At 33.0% G+C, this 19,972-nt stretch carries 21 protein-coding genes; 1 reads left to right on the top strand and 20 read right to left on the bottom strand.

Annotation, left to right across the window (positions count from 1 at the left end):
• Positions 1-162: 162 nt before the first annotated feature.
• The 11 genes from AST02_RS02810 to AST02_RS02760 all read right to left on the bottom strand — a co-directional run bounded on the left by AST02_RS02810 (position 163) and on the right by AST02_RS02760 (position 11,097).
• Entirely contained in the window at positions 163-576 is a 414-nt protein-coding gene (locus AST02_RS02810; protein ID WP_046465436.1) for a Fur family transcriptional regulator, read from the bottom strand.
• The gene (locus AST02_RS02805; protein WP_046465437.1) at positions 566-1,426 is read right to left on the bottom strand and encodes a metal ABC transporter permease; all 861 of its coding nucleotides are present in this window, start codon (positions 1,424-1,426) and stop codon (positions 566-568) included. The genes AST02_RS02810 and AST02_RS02805 overlap by 11 nt, the downstream gene beginning before the upstream one ends.
• Positions 1,423-2,196 (bottom strand): metal ABC transporter ATP-binding protein, encoded by a 774-nt coding sequence (locus tag AST02_RS02800; RefSeq protein WP_069815506.1) that lies wholly within the window; start codon positions 2,194-2,196, stop codon positions 1,423-1,425. The genes AST02_RS02805 and AST02_RS02800 overlap by 4 nt, the downstream gene beginning before the upstream one ends.
• Positions 2,197-2,316: 120 nt before the next feature.
• A complete protein-coding gene (locus AST02_RS02795) occupies positions 2,317-3,207 on the bottom strand; it encodes a deoxyribonuclease IV (RefSeq protein WP_069815504.1) in 891 nt (296 codons plus the stop codon).
• Positions 3,208-3,216: 9 nt separating this feature from the next.
• The gene (locus tag AST02_RS02790) at positions 3,217-4,557 is read right to left on the bottom strand and encodes a DEAD/DEAH box helicase (protein WP_069815502.1); all 1,341 of its coding nucleotides are present in this window, start codon (positions 4,555-4,557) and stop codon (positions 3,217-3,219) included.
• Between the two features lie 156 nt (positions 4,558-4,713).
• The gene (locus tag AST02_RS02785) at positions 4,714-5,817 is read right to left on the bottom strand and encodes a Nif3-like dinuclear metal center hexameric protein (protein WP_069815501.1); all 1,104 of its coding nucleotides are present in this window, start codon (positions 5,815-5,817) and stop codon (positions 4,714-4,716) included.
• Positions 5,818-6,495, bottom strand: a complete 678-nt coding sequence (locus AST02_RS02780; protein ID WP_069815498.1) for a tRNA (adenine(22)-N(1))-methyltransferase — start codon at positions 6,493-6,495, stop codon at positions 5,818-5,820.
• 67 nt (positions 6,496-6,562) lie between these two features.
• On the bottom strand, positions 6,563-7,669 hold the full coding sequence (gene rpoD, locus AST02_RS02775) for an RNA polymerase sigma factor RpoD (protein WP_046465443.1): 1,107 nt from the start codon (positions 7,667-7,669) through the stop codon (positions 6,563-6,565).
• 137 nt (positions 7,670-7,806) lie between these two features.
• The gene (gene dnaG / locus AST02_RS02770) at positions 7,807-9,591 is read right to left on the bottom strand and encodes a DNA primase (RefSeq protein WP_069815496.1); all 1,785 of its coding nucleotides are present in this window, start codon (positions 9,589-9,591) and stop codon (positions 7,807-7,809) included.
• Between the two features lie 43 nt (positions 9,592-9,634).
• On the bottom strand, positions 9,635-10,459 hold the full coding sequence (locus AST02_RS02765) for a pyruvate, water dikinase regulatory protein (protein ID WP_046465445.1): 825 nt from the start codon (positions 10,457-10,459) through the stop codon (positions 9,635-9,637).
• A 14-nt stretch (positions 10,460-10,473) separates the two neighbouring features.
• Complete coding sequence (locus tag AST02_RS02760; protein WP_080947906.1) at positions 10,474-11,097, bottom strand: helix-turn-helix transcriptional regulator; 624 nt, start codon at positions 11,095-11,097, stop codon at positions 10,474-10,476.
• Positions 11,098-11,444: 347 nt separating this feature from the next.
• Here AST02_RS02760 and AST02_RS02755 point away from each other — a divergent pair, with 347 nt between their 5' ends.
• Positions 11,445-12,836 (top strand): glycine--tRNA ligase, encoded by a 1,392-nt coding sequence (locus tag AST02_RS02755; RefSeq protein WP_069815493.1) that lies wholly within the window; start codon positions 11,445-11,447, stop codon positions 12,834-12,836.
• Between the two features lie 200 nt (positions 12,837-13,036).
• Here the strand turns inward: AST02_RS02755 and recO are convergent, their stop codons facing one another.
• The 9 genes from recO to AST02_RS02710 all read right to left on the bottom strand — a co-directional run bounded on the left by recO (position 13,037) and on the right by AST02_RS02710 (position 19,721).
• Complete coding sequence (recO, locus tag AST02_RS02750; RefSeq protein ID WP_069815492.1) at positions 13,037-13,795, bottom strand: DNA repair protein RecO; 759 nt, start codon at positions 13,793-13,795, stop codon at positions 13,037-13,039.
• A 21-nt stretch (positions 13,796-13,816) separates the two neighbouring features.
• Positions 13,817-14,716, bottom strand: coding sequence for a GTPase Era (gene era / locus AST02_RS02745; protein ID WP_002507481.1), 900 nt, complete (start codon positions 14,714-14,716; stop codon positions 13,817-13,819).
• Positions 14,716-15,120, bottom strand: a complete 405-nt coding sequence (gene cdd, locus AST02_RS02740; RefSeq protein ID WP_069815490.1) for a cytidine deaminase — start codon at positions 15,118-15,120, stop codon at positions 14,716-14,718. The genes era and cdd overlap by 1 nt, the downstream gene beginning before the upstream one ends.
• A gap of 119 nt (positions 15,121-15,239) precedes the next feature.
• Positions 15,240-15,575, bottom strand: a complete 336-nt coding sequence (locus AST02_RS02735) for a diacylglycerol kinase family protein (protein WP_069815488.1) — start codon at positions 15,573-15,575, stop codon at positions 15,240-15,242.
• 8 nt (positions 15,576-15,583) lie between these two features.
• Positions 15,584-16,045 (bottom strand): rRNA maturation RNase YbeY, encoded by a 462-nt coding sequence (gene ybeY, locus AST02_RS02730; RefSeq protein ID WP_046465450.1) that lies wholly within the window; start codon positions 16,043-16,045, stop codon positions 15,584-15,586.
• Entirely contained in the window at positions 16,046-16,993 is a 948-nt protein-coding gene (locus AST02_RS02725) for a PhoH family protein (protein ID WP_046465451.1), read from the bottom strand.
• Positions 16,994-17,346: 353 nt separating this feature from the next.
• Positions 17,347-18,018 carry a hypothetical protein gene (locus AST02_RS02720; protein WP_069815487.1) on the bottom strand — a complete coding sequence of 224 codons (672 nt, stop codon included), beginning with the start codon at positions 18,016-18,018 and terminating at the stop codon, positions 17,347-17,349.
• Between the two features lie 14 nt (positions 18,019-18,032).
• On the bottom strand, positions 18,033-19,016 hold the full coding sequence (floA, locus tag AST02_RS02715; RefSeq protein WP_046465453.1) for a flotillin-like protein FloA: 984 nt from the start codon (positions 19,014-19,016) through the stop codon (positions 18,033-18,035).
• Between the two features lie 12 nt (positions 19,017-19,028).
• Positions 19,029-19,721 carry an NfeD family protein gene (locus AST02_RS02710; protein WP_370736894.1) on the bottom strand — a complete coding sequence of 231 codons (693 nt, stop codon included), beginning with the start codon at positions 19,719-19,721 and terminating at the stop codon, positions 19,029-19,031.
• Positions 19,722-19,972 lie beyond the last annotated feature (251 nt).

Below are 19,972 nucleotides of genomic sequence, written 5' to 3'. Positions count from 1 at the left end.
TTATGCTCGTTTACCTAGTACATAAATGATGTTAATTCAATATAGAGACCGTTACGGCCGTTATAAATCAACTTATCATATTTATTTAAAACTTAAAAAATAAGCCAAACGTCTTTATTAACGTCGGCTCATTTTTTATATTCTGCGCTTAGTTTAAACAACTTAAGCTTTTTGACAAAGTTCACAAACACCGTAAACTTCTAATTTATGTGTATGAATATTTACTTGTGGTAGAAAAGCTTTAATTTGTTCAATTGGGCAAAAATCTATCACTTTAGTGTCACCACATGATTCGCAAATAAAATGGTGGTGGTGATGATCTGTACAAGCAATTCTAAATTTCATCTCTCCATCAAGTTCTGTACCTTCTACAATGCCTAAATCTTTAAAAAGATGTAAGTTTCGATATATGGTATCAAAAGAAATGCCAGGATAATTTTCATCCATTTTTTGTTGAATATGCTTTGCATTAATATATTTATCTTCTGCAACGAAGATATCTACCATTTCTCGTCTTTTATTTGTATATTTATGACCGTTTGCTTTGATTATATCAATGGCTTCCTCAGTTTTCATTTTTAACAGCCCCTTTTACCATTCTTATTTTAAATTTTTGGTACATCATCGTTATTGCAAGGATAAGTACAAGTAATACTACAATCACACCACCAGGAGAAATGTTCATATAAAACGCTAAAACTAATCCACCGATAACTGACAGTTCTCCAATAACAACACTTAGGATGATTAACTGCTTGAAACCTTTCGTCGTGCGCATAGCAATAGCTACAGGTAGTGTGATTAATGCACTTACCAATAAGATGCCTACAACACGCATAGAAGCTGATATGACCATAGCTACAATAATAATAAATAGGTATTGTATCCAATTAGGAATGCCGATGACTTTACTGTATTCCTCATCAAATGACAATATAAATAATTCTTTATAAAAGGATAATATAAAGACAATTACAATAATTACAATAGCAATAATAGTAATTAAATCACTTTCAGTTACTGCACTAATTGAACCAAAGAGTAAACCAACAATCTCTTGATTAAAACCATCCGCAAGAGAAATAAAAATCGCACTCAGTGCTATACCTGCACTCATAATAATAGGAATCGCAATCTCTTGATAATTACTGTAAGAAGTTCTAAGATTTTCAATTAATAGTGCTCCTATAATAGCAAAAAGAATACCAAACCACATAGAATTTATAAATGCTAAAGTTGGCATAATAGTAACGACAAACATGCCAAATGAAATACCACCTAAAGTGACGTGACTTAATGCATCAGCAATAAGTGATAACCTGCGTACAACAATAAAAGCACCGATTAATGGTGCAATAAGACCAATAAGCACACCGCTAATTAAGGAGTACCGCATGAAATCAAAATTAAGTAATGCTTCTATCATGATGAACAACACTCCCTACTATGCTGGTGATCTACAAATTGAATAGGGTGTCCATATATTTTCGATATTTCAACTTCATCCAACGATTTGAAATCTTCAGTAGAACCGTGAAAATGTAAATGTTTATTCAGACACGCTACTTCGGTAGCTGTATCAGCAACAACACCAATATCATGGGTTACTAAAATGATTGTTACGCCTTCATATTTAAGGGTCTCTAGTGTTTCATAAAACTCACTTACATGTTTGGCATCGATACCACTTGTAGGTTCATCTAAAATCAATACCGATGGCTCGCTAATTAAGGCTCTAGCTATTAATACACGTTGCTGTTGTCCTCCTGAGAGTTCAGCTATGTTTTTATCTATCAAGTGTTCTATATTCAGCCTTTTCAATACTTCTTTCACTTTGCTTTCATCAGTTTTATTAAACCATTGCAGCAATTTTTTACGTTTAGTCAGACCACTAATTACGACTTCTTTAACGCTCGCTGGGAACCCAGCTTTAAAAGCTTGTGCTTTCTGGGAAACATAACTGATTTTAAGCATAGACTGTTTACCATTGTAATCTTTACCATCAACATAAATTCGTCCCTTTTGTATAGGTAATAACCCGAGTATAATTTTTAGCAAAGTTGATTTCCCTGCTCCATTTGGGCCAACAATTGCTAGAAACTCTCCACGATTAATTTTAATATTTATATTTTCTAGTACTTGTTTATTGTCAAAATAATAATCAATATTTTTTAATTCGAATACTGGCGTAGACATGTTTTCACCTCGTTTTATACTATACAACGTAGATGCAATTATGTAAATAGTAATCTTTACGACTTATCAAAAAACACGAACACTTTTGTTAAATAAAAGTGTTCGTGTTTTATATTTATTTTATTGATTTAAAAGTTTGTTTTGTAATTCAGGATCAAATTGTTGTTGTTTCAACATTTCAATCTCTAGTTTGTAGGGTGGCTTTTTACTTTTTTTGTCTTCACCTACAAAAGGCGTTTCTAAAATTTTAGGTACATCTTTAAAGGCATCATGATGAACGATATAATTTAAAGCGTCAAAGCCGATATAACCAAAACCAATGTTTTCGTGTCTATCTTTATGAGCACCAATATCGTTTTTACTATCATTCACATGTACAACTTTAATTCTATCCACACCAACGATTTTATCAAATTCGTTTAATACGCCATCAAAATCTTCTTTAACATTGTAACCTGCATCGTGCGTATGGCACGTGTCAAAACACACTGATAATCTTTCATTATGATTAACGCCATCGATAATTTGAGCTATTTCTTCAAAATTTCTTCCAACTTCTGAACCCTTACCAGCCATTGTCTCCAAAGCAATTCTTACATTATTGTCATTAGTTAGCACTTCATTAAGGCCTTCAATGATTTTTTTAATACCTACATCAGCGCCTTCACCTACATGTGATCCAGGGTGAAGCACGATATCTTTTGCACCTAGCGCTTGTGTACGTTCAATTTCACTTTGTAAGAATTCCACACCTAGGTCAAAAACATGTGGTTTTATAGTGTTAGCAATATTAATAATATATGGTGCATGAACAACAATATTTGAAAGACCATGTTGCTCCATAATTTCATGACCTTTTTCAATATTTAATTCTTCGATGGGTTTTCTTCTAGTATTTTGAGGCGCACCTGTGTAAATCATAAAAGTTGATTCGCCCAATTTATGTGCTTCTTCTGCTGAACCTTCTAACATTTTTTTACCATTCATAGATACATGAGATCCCAATAACATAGTAGTCACCTATCCTTTTTTATTTTTCCTCTGTTGTCGACTTTGTTGTTTACTAAATTGTTTACGTTCTTTAAGTTTTAAATCATCTAAATCACGTTTGAATTTCTTTTTATAACCAGGTTTAACTTTTTTCTTATTACTTTTTACTTTATGTTTTAATTCGTTTGTTAAGTGATCATCTTTATTTCTGCGTTTTCGACGGGTATTATGGGCTTTTACTGCTTTTAATTCACCATCTTTGATGTCAACATTTTCAAATTCATAGCCACGTTGTTCAATCAAAGTAACATTTTCTTCTTCATCTGGGCTGTATAATGTAATTGCGACACCTTTATATTGGCCACGTCCAGTACGTCCAACACGGTGAGTAAAGAAATCAATATCTCTTGGTACATCAAAGTTAATTACATGGCTCACGCCGTCAATGTCTATACCACGTGAAGCTAAGTCACTCGCAATAACAAATTGGAATTCTAAGTTTCTAACACGTTTCATTTGTTGTTTACGTTCTCTCGGTGTTAATCCACCGTGAATCATACCTAATTTCAAACCAGACGCAGCTAATTGTTTTGCTAATTCGTCCGCACTATCACGACTATTACAAAAAATAATACATAGATAAGGATTTAAAATATCAATTAGCTTTAAAGTTTTTTCAACTTTCGCTTCACCTTTTGTTGGAATTAAATAGAATTCTATATTCTTTTTATTTTTCTGAGTATTTTCGATTTCGACATACTCGGGATTTTCTAGGTATTTGTTTAAAAATGGGTGCAGTGATTTTGGTATAGTAGCACTGAAAACTGCAATATGCGCATTTTCATCTAATCTTGTAGCCACATAATCTACTTCTTCAATTAAACCTAAATCAATCATTAAATCTGCTTCATCAATAACCAAATAAGAAGCTAAATGAACATGTAAATCCCCATTTTTAGCTAAATCATTTATACGTGTTGGCGTACCAATAATAAGTTGTGGTTGGTTTTTTGCTCGATTACGGTCTTTTTCTATATCTGTACCACCAATAAATAGCTTTACAGAGACTTCATTTTTAAATTTGGCTAAGTGACTAGCTACATCAAATAATTGTTGTGCTAGCTCTCTTGTAGGGGCTACGATAATTGCTTGTGGTTCTTTATATTCTGTATTGATTGAATTCATTAATGGTAATAAAAATGCATGTGATTTTCCTGTACCAGTCTGTGATTGGCCTATTAAATTTACCTGTTTCATTATTTTTGGTATTACTCGACTTTGTATTTCAGTTGGTTGAGTAAAATTCAAATCCTTCACAGCGTCTAATAGACTTGGTTCTAAATTAAATTTCTCAAATGGGTGATTCGCCATGTCTTGGCCTCCTTAAATCTTCATCTTATCTATTATAAAGCATTAGCTTATAATTTTGAACTAAATTATTTAATCATATTGCATATGTTATTCATTCATTGTACATAATAATAACTCGAACCTACCTGTCATAAGTAAATTCGAGTTATTCACGTATTATATATATTCAAATGGATCTGTATTTAATTGGGATGCGTTTATATTAAAATTAAATTCTTCGTCGTTTAACCATGTTATTAAAAGTTGACGCAATCCATCTTTCATCACATATTCACTATAATGGTTAATATCTAATAAATTAACACCTGCAATTTTAGCGTCTAAAGCATCATGATGTTTAATATCTCCAGTCACAAATATATCTGCACCTTTTTTAGCTGCAGTATACTCAAAACCAATACCAGAACCACCAATAACAGCAACTGTTTTGATCTGTGCGTTTTTGTCACCAGTAAATCGGACACTAGGCATTTGCAATTGTGTTTTAACGTGCTTCACAAATGATTCTGCTGACATAGATGCTTTAAGTTCACCGATCATACCTAAACCATAATTTGCTTCTTTTTCCATTTTTATAAAATCATAAACGGGTGTTTCATATGGATGATGTTGTGTGATTAATTGTTGTGCTAAAACGCGTTGATTGGCTTCAATCATAAATTCTAATTTATACTCTTCAACATGTTCCACAGATCCTAATTCACCAATATGTGGATTTGCATGACCTACAGGTTTAAATTGTCCGTTACCAGGGCTTTCAAAGAAGCAATATTCATACTCGCCTTCTTGTGCTAAACCTGCTTCACTCAGACGTTTTTTGAAAGTTTCTAAATTTACTTTTGGAATAAACACCTGGACTTTAAAATATGGAATTGTTTCTGGATTTAGAATATGTTGATTGTGTAATTTGATTTTATTAGCCAGCATCGCATTAACACCTTTTGGATAAACATCTAAATTTGTATGCAAGGCGATAAGGTTAATATTATTTTGAATTAACTTCCTTATGATAGCTCCGTAGCCATCTTGCTGTGTAATGTTTTTAACCCCTTTAAATATTAGCGGGTGATGACAAACTATTGTATTACATTGATTCGTCATTGCTTCCTCAACTACATCATCAGTACAGTCAAGCGCAGTCAGAACCCCTGTAACTGTAGAAGATGTATCACCAATAAGTAAGCCTACGTTATCCCATGATTCTGCCGTATTCAATGGTACATGCTGATTAATAATGCGAAGAAATTGTTCAACGTTCATTTATATCACCTCATTGATTAAATTAATTTCATTATTGATTTCATTTAAGCGTTCGGCGTGCTGTTGTGGATTTAAATTCTGTTGTATTTTATATAATGCATCTCGTTCGCGTTCCCATTTTTTGAAAAACAAATTGTTTTTATTTTTCAATAATTCAGGGCCAAATTTTAATGCTTGTGATGATAAAGGTTCAACACTTTCTAAATAATCTGCAACAATAATTTCATATATATGACCTTTTTCTTCTAATATATCCTCAGCTATAATACTGTAATTCATCTTCACAAGTTGTTTTCGTATGGCACTAGATTGGATGTTGCTTTGCAAAATCAATCTCGGTTGATTTGTTAATTTTTCAGAACCTTCATCTAGTATTTTAGCAATTAAAGGCCCGCCCATACCACAAATCGTAATCGATGAAATATTGTCACTCTTTTGTATGACAGATAAACCGTCACCGAGTCTAACATCAATAACTGAATGTAGTTGTTGTTCAATGACATTGCGCTTTGATGCTTCAAACGGTCCTTTGATCACTTCACCAGCAATTGCCTTTTGCGTTAAGTTGTTTTCAATTGCAAAAATTGGTAAATATGCATGGTCCGAACCGATGTCCGCTAGACAATCGCCTTGTATATAAGTACTTACTTTTTTTAATCTTTGATTTAATGGAATCATAAAAAGTTCTCCTCTATGTATATGTAAAAAGCTCTTTTGTACATCGTTGTACAAAAGAGCTAAAAAGTTAGTCCATAAAGTCTTTTAGACGTTTACTTCTGCTTGGGTGTCTTAATTTTCTAAGTGCCTTAGCTTCGATTTGACGAATTCGTTCTCTAGTTACACCAAACACTTTACCAACTTCTTCTAATGTACGAGTTCTACCGTCATCTAATCCAAAACGTAAGCGTAATACATTTTCTTCACGGTCAGTTAGTGTATCTAATACATCTTCTAACTGTTCTTTTAACAACTCATAAGCTGCATGATCTGAAGGGCTTTGGGCTTCTTGGTCTTCTATGAAGTCACCTAAATGACTGTCATCTTCTTCACCTATTGGTGTTTCTAAAGAAACTGGCTCTTGAGCTATTTTCAGTATTTCTCTTACTTTTTCAGGTGGTAAATCCATTTCTTCACCAATTTCTTCTGGTGCTGGATCACGGCCTAAATCTTGTAATAATTGTCTTTGTACACGGATTAATTTATTAATTGTTTCAACCATGTGAACCGGTATACGAATCGTACGTGCTTGGTCAGCAATCGCACGCGTGATAGCTTGACGTATCCACCATGTTGCATATGTGGAGAATTTGAAACCTTTATTGAAATCGAATTTTTCCACGGCTTTAATAAGTCCCATATTACCTTCTTGTATCAGGTCAAGGAACAGCATACCGCGTCCTACGTATCTTTTGGCTATACTTACTACAAGACGTAAATTCGCTTCAGCTAAACGTGATTTAGCAATTTCATCGCCTTTTTCAATTCTTTTAGCCAATTCAACTTCTTCTTGTGCGTTTAATAAATTTACGCGTCCGATTTCTTTTAAATACATACGGACTGGATCATTTATTTTCACACCTGGAGGCGCACTTAAATCATTTGGATTTAATTTTGAATCTTTGTCTGAACTATCTTTTTCATTAACTAAACTTATGTCGTTATCTGTTAATTGGTCAAAAAGTTCGTCCATTTGATCAGAATCCATTTCGAAGTTTTGCATTTTTTCAGCAATTTCTTCATGACTCAAGTGTCCTTGCTTTTTACCTTTTTCAATCAATTGTTTTTTTACATCTTCTAAAGTTAGAGATGGGTCGATGGTTTGTTTTTTAACTTTAACTTTATTTCCAGACATGAAAAGGCCTCCCGAATATATAATATCAACTTGATACCAAAATATTTTATAGTCAAAATTTATAAAACTGAATTAAAATAACATTCTAGTATACAGGCTGTTAATCCTATTAATATACACATACATTCATTATTGAATTAATTCATCCTATTTTTATTATGATTTACAATTTTTTCTAAATAATATTTTTGCAATTCTAAATCACCTAACCTCGAAGCCTCCCGTAGCTTATGATTAAGCGATTCTATCGTTTCTTCATTTCTATTAGATGTTAGTGTATTTACATAGTCATCAATTTCATATTCAAATGGTTCTTCATTTATCATATAGTTATCTAATGATATAAATGCTTCCTTGATTTCATTGGAATCAATGTACTGTAAAACGTCACTAATATTAAATGTATCATGCTCAGAGTAAAACTGGTGTAAAACATTAAATATACGCTTAAAATACTCATTTGTAAAGTCTTCTACTTGAAGTAATTTGTGATAATTCAAGAAAGTGTCTTTATCATTCATAAAATGTTTTAATAAAGCACGTTCTGCTTTTTCGTTTTTGTTTAAGTTATTAAATTGTGGGACTGTTGGTAATTGATACGCTTGAGGTTGATAATAATCTTGTTGGTGTCCTACTTCATTATTTAGACTATCCAAGCTAACTTTAAACAATTCCGATACTTCTTGCAATATCTTTTTACGAAGTATTGATGACTTCATGAGTGATATATCATTTGTTATCTCTTTTAAATATCTTTCATATGATAAATCGTTATTGTCTATTTCATCTTGATGTATATGCACTTTATATAAAATATATGATTTCTTTTCATGTTCTACATAATAGTTAAATGCATCAGCGCCGTGTTTTCCAATATATTCATCTGGATCCATATCTTTTGGAAGTTGTACCACAAATACATTAAATCCTTGTTCCAATAACGCTTGACCTGATTTCAATGTTGCTTCACTACCTGCAAAGTCACCATCAAACATTAACGTTACATTAGATGTGAGTTTCTTGATGAAAGCAATATGTTCTTGTGAAATTTGTGTACCCATGCTAGCAACGACTTGTTTGATTCCAGCTTGGTCAACTTTAATGACATCCATAAATCCTTCTAATAAGATAATTTCATCATTTTTGCGTATCGATTTTCGCGCCTTATCAACATTATATAACAATCTTCGTTTCTGGAAGATGGGCGTTTCAGGACTATTAAGGTACTTAGGCTCTTGATTCGTATATGTTCTACCAGAATAACCTACTGTTCTACCTTGAGCGTTCATCAGCGGAAACATCACTCGATCTCGAAAGCGATCATAATAACTGAAATTCTCTTCATTTCTAGACAATAAACCCGCTTCATAGGCTAATTGAATATCGTAACCTTTTTTTTGTAAAAAATCATGACAAAAGTGAGAATTCTTTGGTGCATAGCCAATTTTTCTTGCATCAATTAATGCATCTGTAAATCCACGTTCTTTTAAATAAGTTAAAGCTGCTTCACCTTCAACTGTTTTCTTCAATGCATAGTGATAATATTCTTGCATCAGTTCATGCATTTCAATCATTTGCAAATCTTCTGATGCAACCTGATGTTTATCATCTTGCCCTGAAGCACTTTGGTCAGTTTCAACTTCAATATTTACACGTTCACCTAATTCTTTTACTGCTTCTGTAAAAGGAATATCTTTTATTTCTTGAGTAAATTGAAAAACATTGCCACCTTTTTTACAACCAAAGCAATGACAAATTTGTTTGTCTTCTGACACTGTAAATGACGGTGTTTTTTCATCATGAAAAGGACACAAACCAATATAATTGCGTCCCCTTTTTTCTAATTTGACATACTCGCTTACTAAGTCGAGTATGTCAGTCTTATCTTTTATTTCATTTATTGTTGATTGTTCTATTCGCAACTTAATCACCTATTAGACATTAATTACAATATTATAGCTTTTTTCATTGGTTTTTGAAACTATTTTGCTCAATAATGCTAATAATATCATTTGCAGTTTCTTCTATCGCTTTATCAGAAACATCAATAACTGGACAACCTATCTTATCCACGAGTTCATGAAAGTAATTTAATTCTTCTTCAATACGCTGCTCAGTCGCATATCTTGCACTGTCACCTAAACCGAGTTGTTTTAAACGTTCTTTACGAATACGGTTTAATTTTTCTTCACTTATTTTTAAAGCAATGCATTTTGATGGATCAACGTTAAACAAATCATCCGGTGGTGTTACTTCTGGGACAATAGGTATATTCATCACCTTATAACTTTTGTGTGCAAGATATTGTGATAGTGGGGTTTTTGAAGTTCTAGAGATTCCGAGTAGCACGATATCTGCTTTTGTTAGTCCCTTAGGATCTTTGCCATCATCGTATTTTACAGCAAATTCAATTGCATCAATTTTTTTGAAATAGGCCTCATCTAATTGATGTACTAGCCCTGGTTCAAAATAAGGCTGTTCATCAATTTTGTCTAAGAGGATATTCATTAGCGGACCCATAATATCTACGGATTTTATTGCATCCTCTTTGATTTTTGATTCCATATATTTTCTTATTTCCGGTTTAACTAGTGTATAGACAACAATAGCTTCTGTATCTTTAGCTACTTGGATAACTTCATCTACATTTTCTAAAGTTTCAATATACGGATATCTATTAATTTCACTATCGCATTGATTTGGATTAAATTGTGAAATACATGCTCTTGCCACAAGTTCAGCTGTTTCTCCTACCGAGTCCGATGCGACTATAATTTTTATATTTTCCATAAGTTAAATACCACCTATTCGTTTAATAATGATACAAAGATTTTTGTAATTGTAGTTTTTGATATACGTCCTTTGACTTCATATTTGCCATTTTCTTTTTTGATTACGATGGGTAGTGAATCAATTTCTTTTTCAATCATTAAATTGGCTGCAAAAACGACTCTTTCATCTTCAAGAATAAAGCTTAAGTTCGGCATGCGTGTCATAATAATATTTACAGGCATTGTGTGTATATCTTCACCAATCATAGATGCTCGTAGTAAATCCTTACGCGAACAAACACCAATAAAATCTCCATTACTATTGATTACGAATAACGTACTGACATCTTCTAAAAATATTGTACATATTGCATCATAAACTGACATCTCATTTTTAACCACAACAGGATGTGATGCATAATCTTTCACTATATATTGTTTTAATTGATCAGCTAGTAATTTATTCTTTGGCTTACCAGAATAATAATAACCTACACGTGGTCTAGCTTCTAAAATACCGGACATTGTTAAAATGGCTAAGTCAGGTCTTAATGTTGCACGTGTCAAACTAAGTCTTTCTGCTATATGCTCACCAGTTATAGGACCGTTGTTTTTGACAATTTCAACTATTTGCTGTTGTCTTTTACTTAGTTCTATTGTACTTCACCCCTTCACTCATTCTTCTTAATTATACATGGAATTTTTAATTGCTACAAATACATATAATTACTTGCTAATAAACGCACAATACATTAATATTAAAATTAAAGCGAGTTGGGGACAGTGAAAGCCTAACAAGACTCATTGGCCACAATTAAATGATAGATAAAAGCGAGTGTACACACTAAGTTGGGTGGAACCGCGGGTTATCAAGAATAATTTAAATAAACATGTATATTTTATATGTGATTAAAAATGATTAACTCGTCCCAAGACAATGATTAAGTTTTTTTGGCTTTTTCTTTGTCTTGGGGCGTTTTTATGTTAAAAAGGAGTGTTTTTTTATGACAAAAGATATGGAAACAATTGTCTCATTAGCAAAACATAGAGGTTTTGTATTCCCTGGTAGTGATATTTATGGTGGTTTATCAAATACATGGGATTACGGTCCACTAGGAGTAGAATTAAAAAATAATATTAAAAAAGCTTGGTGGCAAAAATTTATCACTCAATCACCATATAACGTTGGTATTGATGCAGCTATTTTAATGAACCCAAAAACTTGGGAAGCTTCAGGTCACTTAGGTAACTTTAACGATCCTATGATCGATAACAAAGACAGCAAGATTCGTTATCGTGCTGACAAAATTATCGAAGATCATATGGCAAATGTTAAAGGCGATGAAAACTTTGTAGCTGATGGCTTAAGTTTCGACGAAATGAAACGTATTATCGATGAAGAAGGTATTGTTTGTTCTGTAAGTGGTACAGCCAATTGGACTGATATTCGTCAATTCAACTTAATGTTTAAAACGTTCCAAGGCGTAACTGAAAGTTCAACAAATGAAATTTTCTTACGTCCAGAAACTGCACAAGGTATTTTCGTAAACTATAAAAATGTACAACGTACAATGCGTAAAAAATTACCATTTGGTATTGGCCAAGTTGGTAAATCATTCCGTAATGAAATTACACCTGGTAACTTCATATTCAGAACACGTGAATTCGAACAAATGGAATTAGAATTCTTCTGTAAACCTGGTGAAGAAATTGAATGGTATAACTACTGGAAAACATTTGCAAGTCAATGGTTAAAAGACTTAAATTTAAGCGAAGAAGCTACACGTTTACGTGATCATGACGCTGATGAATTATCTCACTATTCTAATGCTACAACAGATATTGAATATCGTTTCCCATTCGGTTGGGGTGAATTATGGGGAATCGCAAGTCGTACAGACTTCGACTTGAAACAACACAGTGAACATTCAGGTGAAGATTTCCAATATCACGATCAAGAATCAGGCGAAAAATATATTCCATATTGTATCGAACCTTCATTAGGTGCTGATCGTGTTACATTAGCTTTCTTATGTGATGCATATAGTGAGGAAGGCGTTGAAGGAAGTAAAGATTCTAGAACTGTATTACACTTCCACCCTGCTCTAGCACCATATAAAGCCGCTATCTTACCATTAAGCAAAAAATTATCTGGCGACGCTATCAAAATATTTGAAGAGCTAAGCACTAACTTTGCAATAGATTTCGATGAATCACAATCTATTGGTAAACGCTACCGTCGTCAAGATGAAATCGGCACACCTTACTGTATAACTTTTGACTTTGATTCATTAGAAGATCAACAAGTTACAGTACGTGACCGTGATTCAATGGAACAAGTACGTATGCCAATTTCAGAATTAGAAGCTTTCTTAACTGAAAAAGTAAAATTCTAATTTTTTAATAAAATACACTGCTGTGATTTAGCAGATAAATAATAAAATGATGAATTCTATTTTAATTCAATAGAATTCATCATTTTTCATGTATTCAACAAACTGAAATAATTCATATTATCAATATATAAAGAGTGCACCTTGTATAAAATCCAAGGTGCACTCTTTTTAAAATTTACGTTTTCCTAATACATAGATAATTACAGATTACTATCTAATCTATGTAGTTGGTTAATTAACTTTTGACTTTTAAAAAACATACCTGCATATTCGCTATAGAGCATAATCATTAACTCTGACATTTCATCTACTACATCATCATGAATACTCAAAGAACTCATTTGACCAATCGGCAATTTTTGCAATATATCCAATAGATAAAGTGTTTTATTCATTAAAATAAGTGCATGTGGATCTTGATGTCGCACATTCGCAGAAATAGCACCATCAAATTTAAAACTATAACCAATTAAACGAGATTGATCATTACTATCAGTAACTACACACTTGTCAAAAATAGCATTGAAGCCAAATTTTGTCATACATTTTAATAAAACAACGACTGACATGAGTTGGGCAGATACACCATCTTTAATTTTCGACAATACAAAATGTAATAAATCATAGCTATATTGAGAAATTTCATCACTTTCAATCGAGCGGTCAATTGTTTCTGCACTTAAACTCGCAAAGCTACTTTCATAAATATCTAAACGAAGGTTGTAATTTTGGTCTATTACATCGACAGAACTCAGTGTTCCCATACCCTTCCATTTAGAATAAATAAATAAGCCATACACAAATAACTGTGTATTAGCTTGTAAACCACTTTTGCTTTTTTTAGCTCTTCGCACCATTAGTGGTACTTTTGCACCATGCTCATTTAAAATTGTGATAATTTTATCGGATTCGCCATAATCAACCGTTTTAATAATAATACCTTTTTGTTTGATTAACACATTAGCTCACCGACTCCCAAATTAATCTCGATCTTCTAAATAACCCATTTGACGGATGAAGTTAACTTTATTTCGCCAATCTTTTTGGACTTTTACCCAAAGTTCTAAATAAACTTTAGATCCTAGTAACATTTCGATATCTTGGCGTGCACGTTTACCAACTTCTTTAAGTTTTTTACCGCCTTTACCAATAACAATACCTTTTTGTGAATCTCGTTCAACAAATATTGTTGCTTCAATTCTAACTCTGTCTTCATCTTCTTTAACCATGCGATCTACGTTTACACCAATGGCATGAGGGATTTCTTCACTTGTTAAATGTAAAATCTTTTCACGAATTAACTCGCCTACAACAAATTGTTCTGGATGATCAGAGATTTGATCATCTGGATAGTACTTAGGTCCTTCTGGTAGATAAGATTTTATTACATTTATAAAATGATCTACATTTAAGCCTTCCAGTGCTGAAATTGGTACAATTTCAGTGAAATCCATATATTTTTTGTATTTTTCAATTCTTGGCATAAGTTCATCTGGGTGTACTAAATCAATTTTATTTAATACTAAAAAGACAGGTGTTTTAATCGTTTTAAGCATATCCATAATATACTCATCACCACGACCTATGTCTTCATTTACATTTACCATGAACATAATAGCATCTATTTCAGATAACGTGTTTGTAGCGACACGCATCATGTAGTCGCCTAATTTATGTTTCGGTTTATGAATACCAGGTGTATCTAAGAAAATAATTTGAGCATCTTCTTGTGTCATAACGCCTTGAATTTTGTTTCTTGTAGTTTGTGCTTTATCAGACATAATAGCTATCTTATGTCCAATTACACGATTAACAAACGTAGATTTCCCAACATTGGGTCTACCTATAATTGATATAAATCCTGATTTATGTCCTGTCATTAATTTAAATCCTTTCCAGAAAATCCTAATGGTAATAAGTCATTTACGGTTGATTCTATCATATCGCCTTTATGATTAGTCATATATACTGGCATATCGTCATCGCATAGTTCTTTTAACACCTGACGACATTCACCACATGGTGAAGATGGCGCATCTGCATCAACAGTAACTGTAATTGATTCAAAATCACCTGGTCTATAACCATCTGATATTGCAGCAACCAAACTTGATCTCTCTGCACAAATTGCCATTGAGTATGCTGCGTTTTCAACATTTGCTCCATGATAAACTTTACCGTCTTTCGTTCTTAAATATGCACCAACTTTAAAATTACTATATGGTGAATATGAATTGGCTTGAGCATTTCTTACTTCTGTAAAATAGTGTGATTGATAAGCCATAGCTAACACGCTCCTATTCAATATTAAGGGTTATTAAAAAAATCCACTTAATTATCGATTTAATGTTTAATTACTCTGTTCTTTAAGTATAAACAAATTCTATAAAATTGCACTACAATTTAGAACACATATGGTAAAAAAACAACGAGACCAATAGCAAGTGCAGTAATAGAAGCTAGCACAACACTAAAAGCAGCAATATCTTTAGCCTTTTTTGCTAATATATGATAATCACCTGTAACTAAATCAACCACATATTCTACTGCTGTATTGATAGCTTCGAAAGCAAGTACAACACCTATCGCTATAATAATAAAAAGCCATTCTAATTGACTAATACCAAAAGCAATACCACAAATAACAGTGGCAAGCCCTAATAAAAGATGCATTAAAAATTTGCTGTCTTTATTTAATAGTACTAACATACCTTGAAAAGCGTATTTAAAACGTTTCATGTCTACCTCTAATCTCTTGTTAAACCATAAGCATTTAGAATTTGATCTTGTCGCCCAAACATTTCTTTTTCGTCCTCTTCATCTATATGATCATAACCTAATAGATGTAAGAAACCATGGAGTGCAAGAAAGCCTAATTCTCTTTCAAAAGAATGACCGTAAGAATCAGCTTGTTCCTGAGCTACGTCAGTACAAATAATAATGTCGCCTAATACTCTTGGCATATCAAGTCCAATAATTTCTGGTTCATCTTCTTCTAAAGCAAATGATATAACATCTGTTACTTTATCTTTATCACGATACATTTTATTAATTTCTTGAATTTCGGTTTTATCTACAAAAGTTACAGATAACTCGGCATCGCTATCAATTTGTTCTTGCTCTTTTGCAAAAGTGAGGAGTTTATCAATCTGAGTTAACCATTCACTTTTAACTATTTCAGTGTGATCACTAAAGTCTATTGTAAACATTTACTCTTCTCCTTCGTAACGGTCAATAATTTTACTTACTAATGGGTGACGTACAACATCACTTTGATCAAGATAATGTACGCTTAAGCCTTTAACTTCTTTTAATTTTTTAACTGCTTCTTTTAGACCACTTTTAACTCCTTTAGGTAAGTCTACTTGAGTTTGGTCTCCAGTAACTACCATTTTCGAATCAAAACCTAGTCGAGTTAAGAACATTTTCATTTGTGCTTGTGTTGTATTTTGTGCCTCATCTAAAATAACAAAAGCATCATCTAATGTTCTACCGCGCATATAAGCTAGGGGCGCAATTTCTATGATGCCTCTTTCTATAAAGCGCGCCGTTTGTTCTCTTCCTAAAACAGTATTTAAACCGTCATATAGAGGTCTTAAGTATGGATCAACCTTTTCCTTTAGGTCTCCTGGCAAGAAGCCTAGTGACTCTCCTGCTTCCACTGCAGGTCTTGTTAGCACAATTCGTTTAACATTTCCTTTTCTTAACTGTTTCGCAGCGTACACAACAGCTAAGAAGGTTTTTCCTGTACCAGCTGGTCCTACACCAAATACTAAATCATTATGATACATAGCATTTACATACATACGTTGACCCATGGTTTTTGCACGGATGGTCTTTCCGTATGCATCTTTAGTTATTTCTTCTTCATATAAATCTAATAAGTATTGAATCGTACCATTATTTGCCATTTTCACTGCTGCTTCAACATCTTTTGAAGAGATTGAAATACCTTGTTGAATGACTTTCAAAAGGTTAATGAGTACTGATTCTGCTTTTTTAACATGCTCTACTTGCTCTCCTTTTACAGAGATTTCTTGACCTCGAGCATGTACAATGACATCAAACCCTTCCTCAATTAATTTAAGGTGTTCATCGTTATTACCAATGAGCGCTTGAGCTTCATTGATGTCATCTATTTGAATAATTCCAGGCATATAGGTGCTCCTTTACAAATATATTCGTTTCATCTTATTTTATCCTATTAGATTTTAACTTACAAAAATTATTATCGTTCATTAAATTATTTTAAGCATTTAACAATTCAATCATATAATGATGATTACACCATCATTATATCACGAATTAACTATATATTATTTCAAAGAGTATTAAATAGAGGCTCATTTATCAAATTTTACATGATGTTTACATTCTTATTAGTCGTGAGCTATTAGTTTAATTTATTATGGTTATTTTTTCATTGAAATTATTGCAAATACACAAAAACGCCTTACAAAGTCATCATATATCGACTCCATAAGGCGTTTAATTTATAGACTATACTGCGCTATAATCTTTTGGGTCTTTCTAATATTTCCGACCAAATAATACCATTTACAACTTCATCTTCTGCAAACCTATATTTTTCATTAGTAACTGGACTCTGAATTGCCTGTGCATCCATTAACTGTTTTAAACGGAAACGTTTTGTTCTCTCAGATAAATATTTATCTGAAATAATAGCACGTGCTCTTCTTTCAGTTCTCTTCAGTTTTTTCTCGTTTTCACGATCAATTTCTGTACGCACATCTTGTAATTCGCCCATTAAATCTGCTTCAAGTTCTTTTTGCAGTTTATCCTCTTTTTGCTCTTGCGAACGTTTTAACTTTTCTGCTTCAGTCTCGTTGTCTGTACGCATTGTTCGAGTCGTTTGTTGAGGATTTGGCGTTTCCATTTTTTCAGCTCTAGTTTCAACTGGTCTTGCAGGTTCTGCACGCTTTTGCGGTTGTTGTTCAATATCTTTCCTCGTTGGTCCTTCATTCATTTGTTGTTCGATTTCTTTGAATGCTTTACCAATTTCATCAAGGAAACCGCCTCTTTTAGGTGGCTGATCATTTCGATTAGGTTGATTGTTTATTGGTGGTTTTTGGTTTTTTCTATCTTTATGGCTATTATCGCTAATAGCAGTGACTATTGTAACAATCACAGATATTACAAAGATAATAATAGCTATATTCATTTAATCACCCCTAATTAATTTTCCGGTGATTCATCATCTTTTGGGTTCGTACGTTCGTTGATTGAGTTTCTCATGCCAGTATCAGCTTCAACATTTTTAAGGTTATAATAATCCTTAACGCCTAAGTTGCCAGAACGTAACGCTTCTGCCATAGCAAGTGGTACTTCTGCTTCTGCTTCAACAACTTTAGAACGCATTTCTTGAACTTTAGCTTTCATTTCTTGCTCTTGAGCTACAGCCATTGCTCTACGTTCTTCTGCTTTAGCTTGTGCAATGTTTTTGTCAGCAAGTGCTTGTTCAGTTTGTAAGTCTGCACCAATGTTTTTGCTGATATCAACGTCAGCAATATCGATTGATAAGATTTCAAATGCTGTACCAGAATCTAAACCTTTACTAAGTACTGTTTTAGAAATATTGTCTGGGTTTTCTAAAACTTGTGTATGGTGCTCACTAGAACCAATTGTTGATACGATACCTTCACCGACACGTGCAATAATTGTTTCTTCACCAGCACCACCTACTAAACGAGCGATGTTAGCACGAACAGTAATACGCGCTTTAGCTTTTACTTCGATACCGTTCATCGCTACACCTGCGATAAATGGTGTTTCTATTACTTTAGGGTTAACTGACATTTGAACAGCTTCTAATACATCACGGCCAGCTAAATCAATAGCTGCTCCACGTTCAAATGGTAAGTTGATGTCCGCTCTTTGTGCTGCAATGTTAGCATCAACAACACGGTCGACGTTTCCTCCTGCTAAGTAATGTGATTCAAGTTGGTTTGTTGTTAAATTCAAACCAGCTTTGTGTGCCTTAATTAATGGTGAAATAACTTTTCGTGGTGAAACTCTACGAAGTCTCATACCAACTAATGTTCCAATACCTACTTTAACGCCTGCAGCTATTGCTGAAATCCATAATCCGACTGGAACAAATGAAAATAGTAATAATAAAGCTATTACTACTATGACGACGATAACAACTAATCCGATCATACTTTCTCTCCTTTATGATTCGTTTTCTCTAACAACAACTCTCGTGCCTTCAACTTCTAAAATGGTTACTGCTTTATTTCGCAAAATAAATGATCCATCAGAAACTGCGTCGATACGTTCATTGTTGAGTGTAATGATTCCTGCTGGTCTTAAATCTGTTAATGTAGTAGCAGTAAGCCCAACTAAATGAGAGCGATCTTCATGTGAAGTGTAGCCTGCCTCTGCATTTGTAGAATCCTTCAAAACTACTTTATCTAAAAACGGTATCTTACGTTTGAAAATTTTCACTAGTACCACCCACTCTATGATTGATAATATCAATGCTACAACTACACTAGCAATCATATAAATTAAATTGTCACCTAAAGTAATAATACTAAAAGTTATTAGCCCCATACCGATAATACCGATAATCGCACCAACAACAAAAAGTTCTATTATTACCAATATGACACCGATTCCAAATAAGATGATTGAGTACAAGTTGACATCGCCTTTTACAAAAAACCCTAAAAAGAGTATCAATAAAGCTAATGTGGCAACGATACCCACAATATTTATCTTATTAGAGTATAATTGATATAAAAATCCTAGGAAGATAATACAAGTTAAAATTAAAGCTCCAAACGGACTGACGATAACGCTTGCAACATTATCAATCCAATTTCCTTGTTCAACAAAGTTGACTGAAAATATTGTATGTATACTACTCGAAGGAATCACTCTATCACCTCGCTCTCAACTTGATTATACATGAAATGAATGTATGATTATAGCGTTTATAGCATAAATGTTAATTATATTAATTTTTTCAAATCATGAACCTGAATTTATAAAAAAATAATAGTCTTAGCTGTTGAACAACTAAGACTATTACTATTTATAATTAATGTTGGTGTTGAGGGAGTCAACGACACAATTAATTATTAGAATATTCGTTTACGTGCAAGCTACCG

Origin of the sequence: Staphylococcus equorum, from assembly GCF_001747895.1 — a bacterium.
GTDB lineage: Bacteria > Bacillota > Bacilli > Staphylococcales > Staphylococcaceae > Staphylococcus > Staphylococcus equorum_A.
This window is presented reverse-complemented; position numbering and strand designations above follow the sequence as displayed.

Coding starts and splice junctions, on each gene's coding strand:
- AST02_RS02810 (WP_046465436.1), bottom strand. CDS start 576: ATGAAAACTGAGGAAGCCATTGATATAATCAAAGCAAACGGTCATAAA.
- AST02_RS02805 (WP_046465437.1), bottom strand. CDS start 1,426: ATGATAGAAGCATTACTTAATTTTGATTTCATGCGGTACTCCTTAATT.
- AST02_RS02800 (WP_069815506.1), bottom strand. CDS start 2,196: ATGTCTACGCCAGTATTCGAATTAAAAAATATTGATTATTATTTTGAC.
- AST02_RS02795 (WP_069815504.1), bottom strand. CDS start 3,207: ATGTTATTGGGATCTCATGTATCTATGAATGGTAAAAAAATGTTAGAA.
- AST02_RS02790 (WP_069815502.1), bottom strand. CDS start 4,557: ATGGCGAATCACCCATTTGAGAAATTTAATTTAGAACCAAGTCTATTA.
- AST02_RS02785 (WP_069815501.1), bottom strand. CDS start 5,817: ATGAACGTTGAACAATTTCTTCGCATTATTAATCAGCATGTACCATTG.
- AST02_RS02780 (WP_069815498.1), bottom strand. CDS start 6,495: ATGATTCCATTAAATCAAAGATTAAAAAAAGTAAGTACTTATATACAA.
- rpoD (WP_046465443.1), bottom strand. CDS start 7,669: ATGTCTGGAAATAAAGTTAAAGTTAAAAAACAAACCATCGACCCATCT.
- AST02_RS02765 (WP_046465445.1), bottom strand. CDS start 10,459: ATGGAAAATATAAAAATTATAGTCGCATCGGACTCGGTAGGAGAAACA.
- AST02_RS02755 (WP_069815493.1), top strand. CDS start 11,445: ATGACAAAAGATATGGAAACAATTGTCTCATTAGCAAAACATAGAGGT.
- era (WP_002507481.1), bottom strand. CDS start 14,716: ATGACAGGACATAAATCAGGATTTATATCAATTATAGGTAGACCCAAT.
- cdd (WP_069815490.1), bottom strand. CDS start 15,120: ATGGCTTATCAATCACACTATTTTACAGAAGTAAGAAATGCTCAAGCC.
- AST02_RS02735 (WP_069815488.1), bottom strand. CDS start 15,575: ATGAAACGTTTTAAATACGCTTTTCAAGGTATGTTAGTACTATTAAAT.
- ybeY (WP_046465450.1), bottom strand. CDS start 16,045: ATGTTTACAATAGACTTTAGTGATCACACTGAAATAGTTAAAAGTGAA.
- AST02_RS02725 (WP_046465451.1), bottom strand. CDS start 16,993: ATGCCTGGAATTATTCAAATAGATGACATCAATGAAGCTCAAGCGCTC.
- AST02_RS02720 (WP_069815487.1), bottom strand. CDS start 18,018: ATGAATATAGCTATTATTATCTTTGTAATATCTGTGATTGTTACAATA.
- floA (WP_046465453.1), bottom strand. CDS start 19,016: ATGATCGGATTAGTTGTTATCGTCGTCATAGTAGTAATAGCTTTATTA.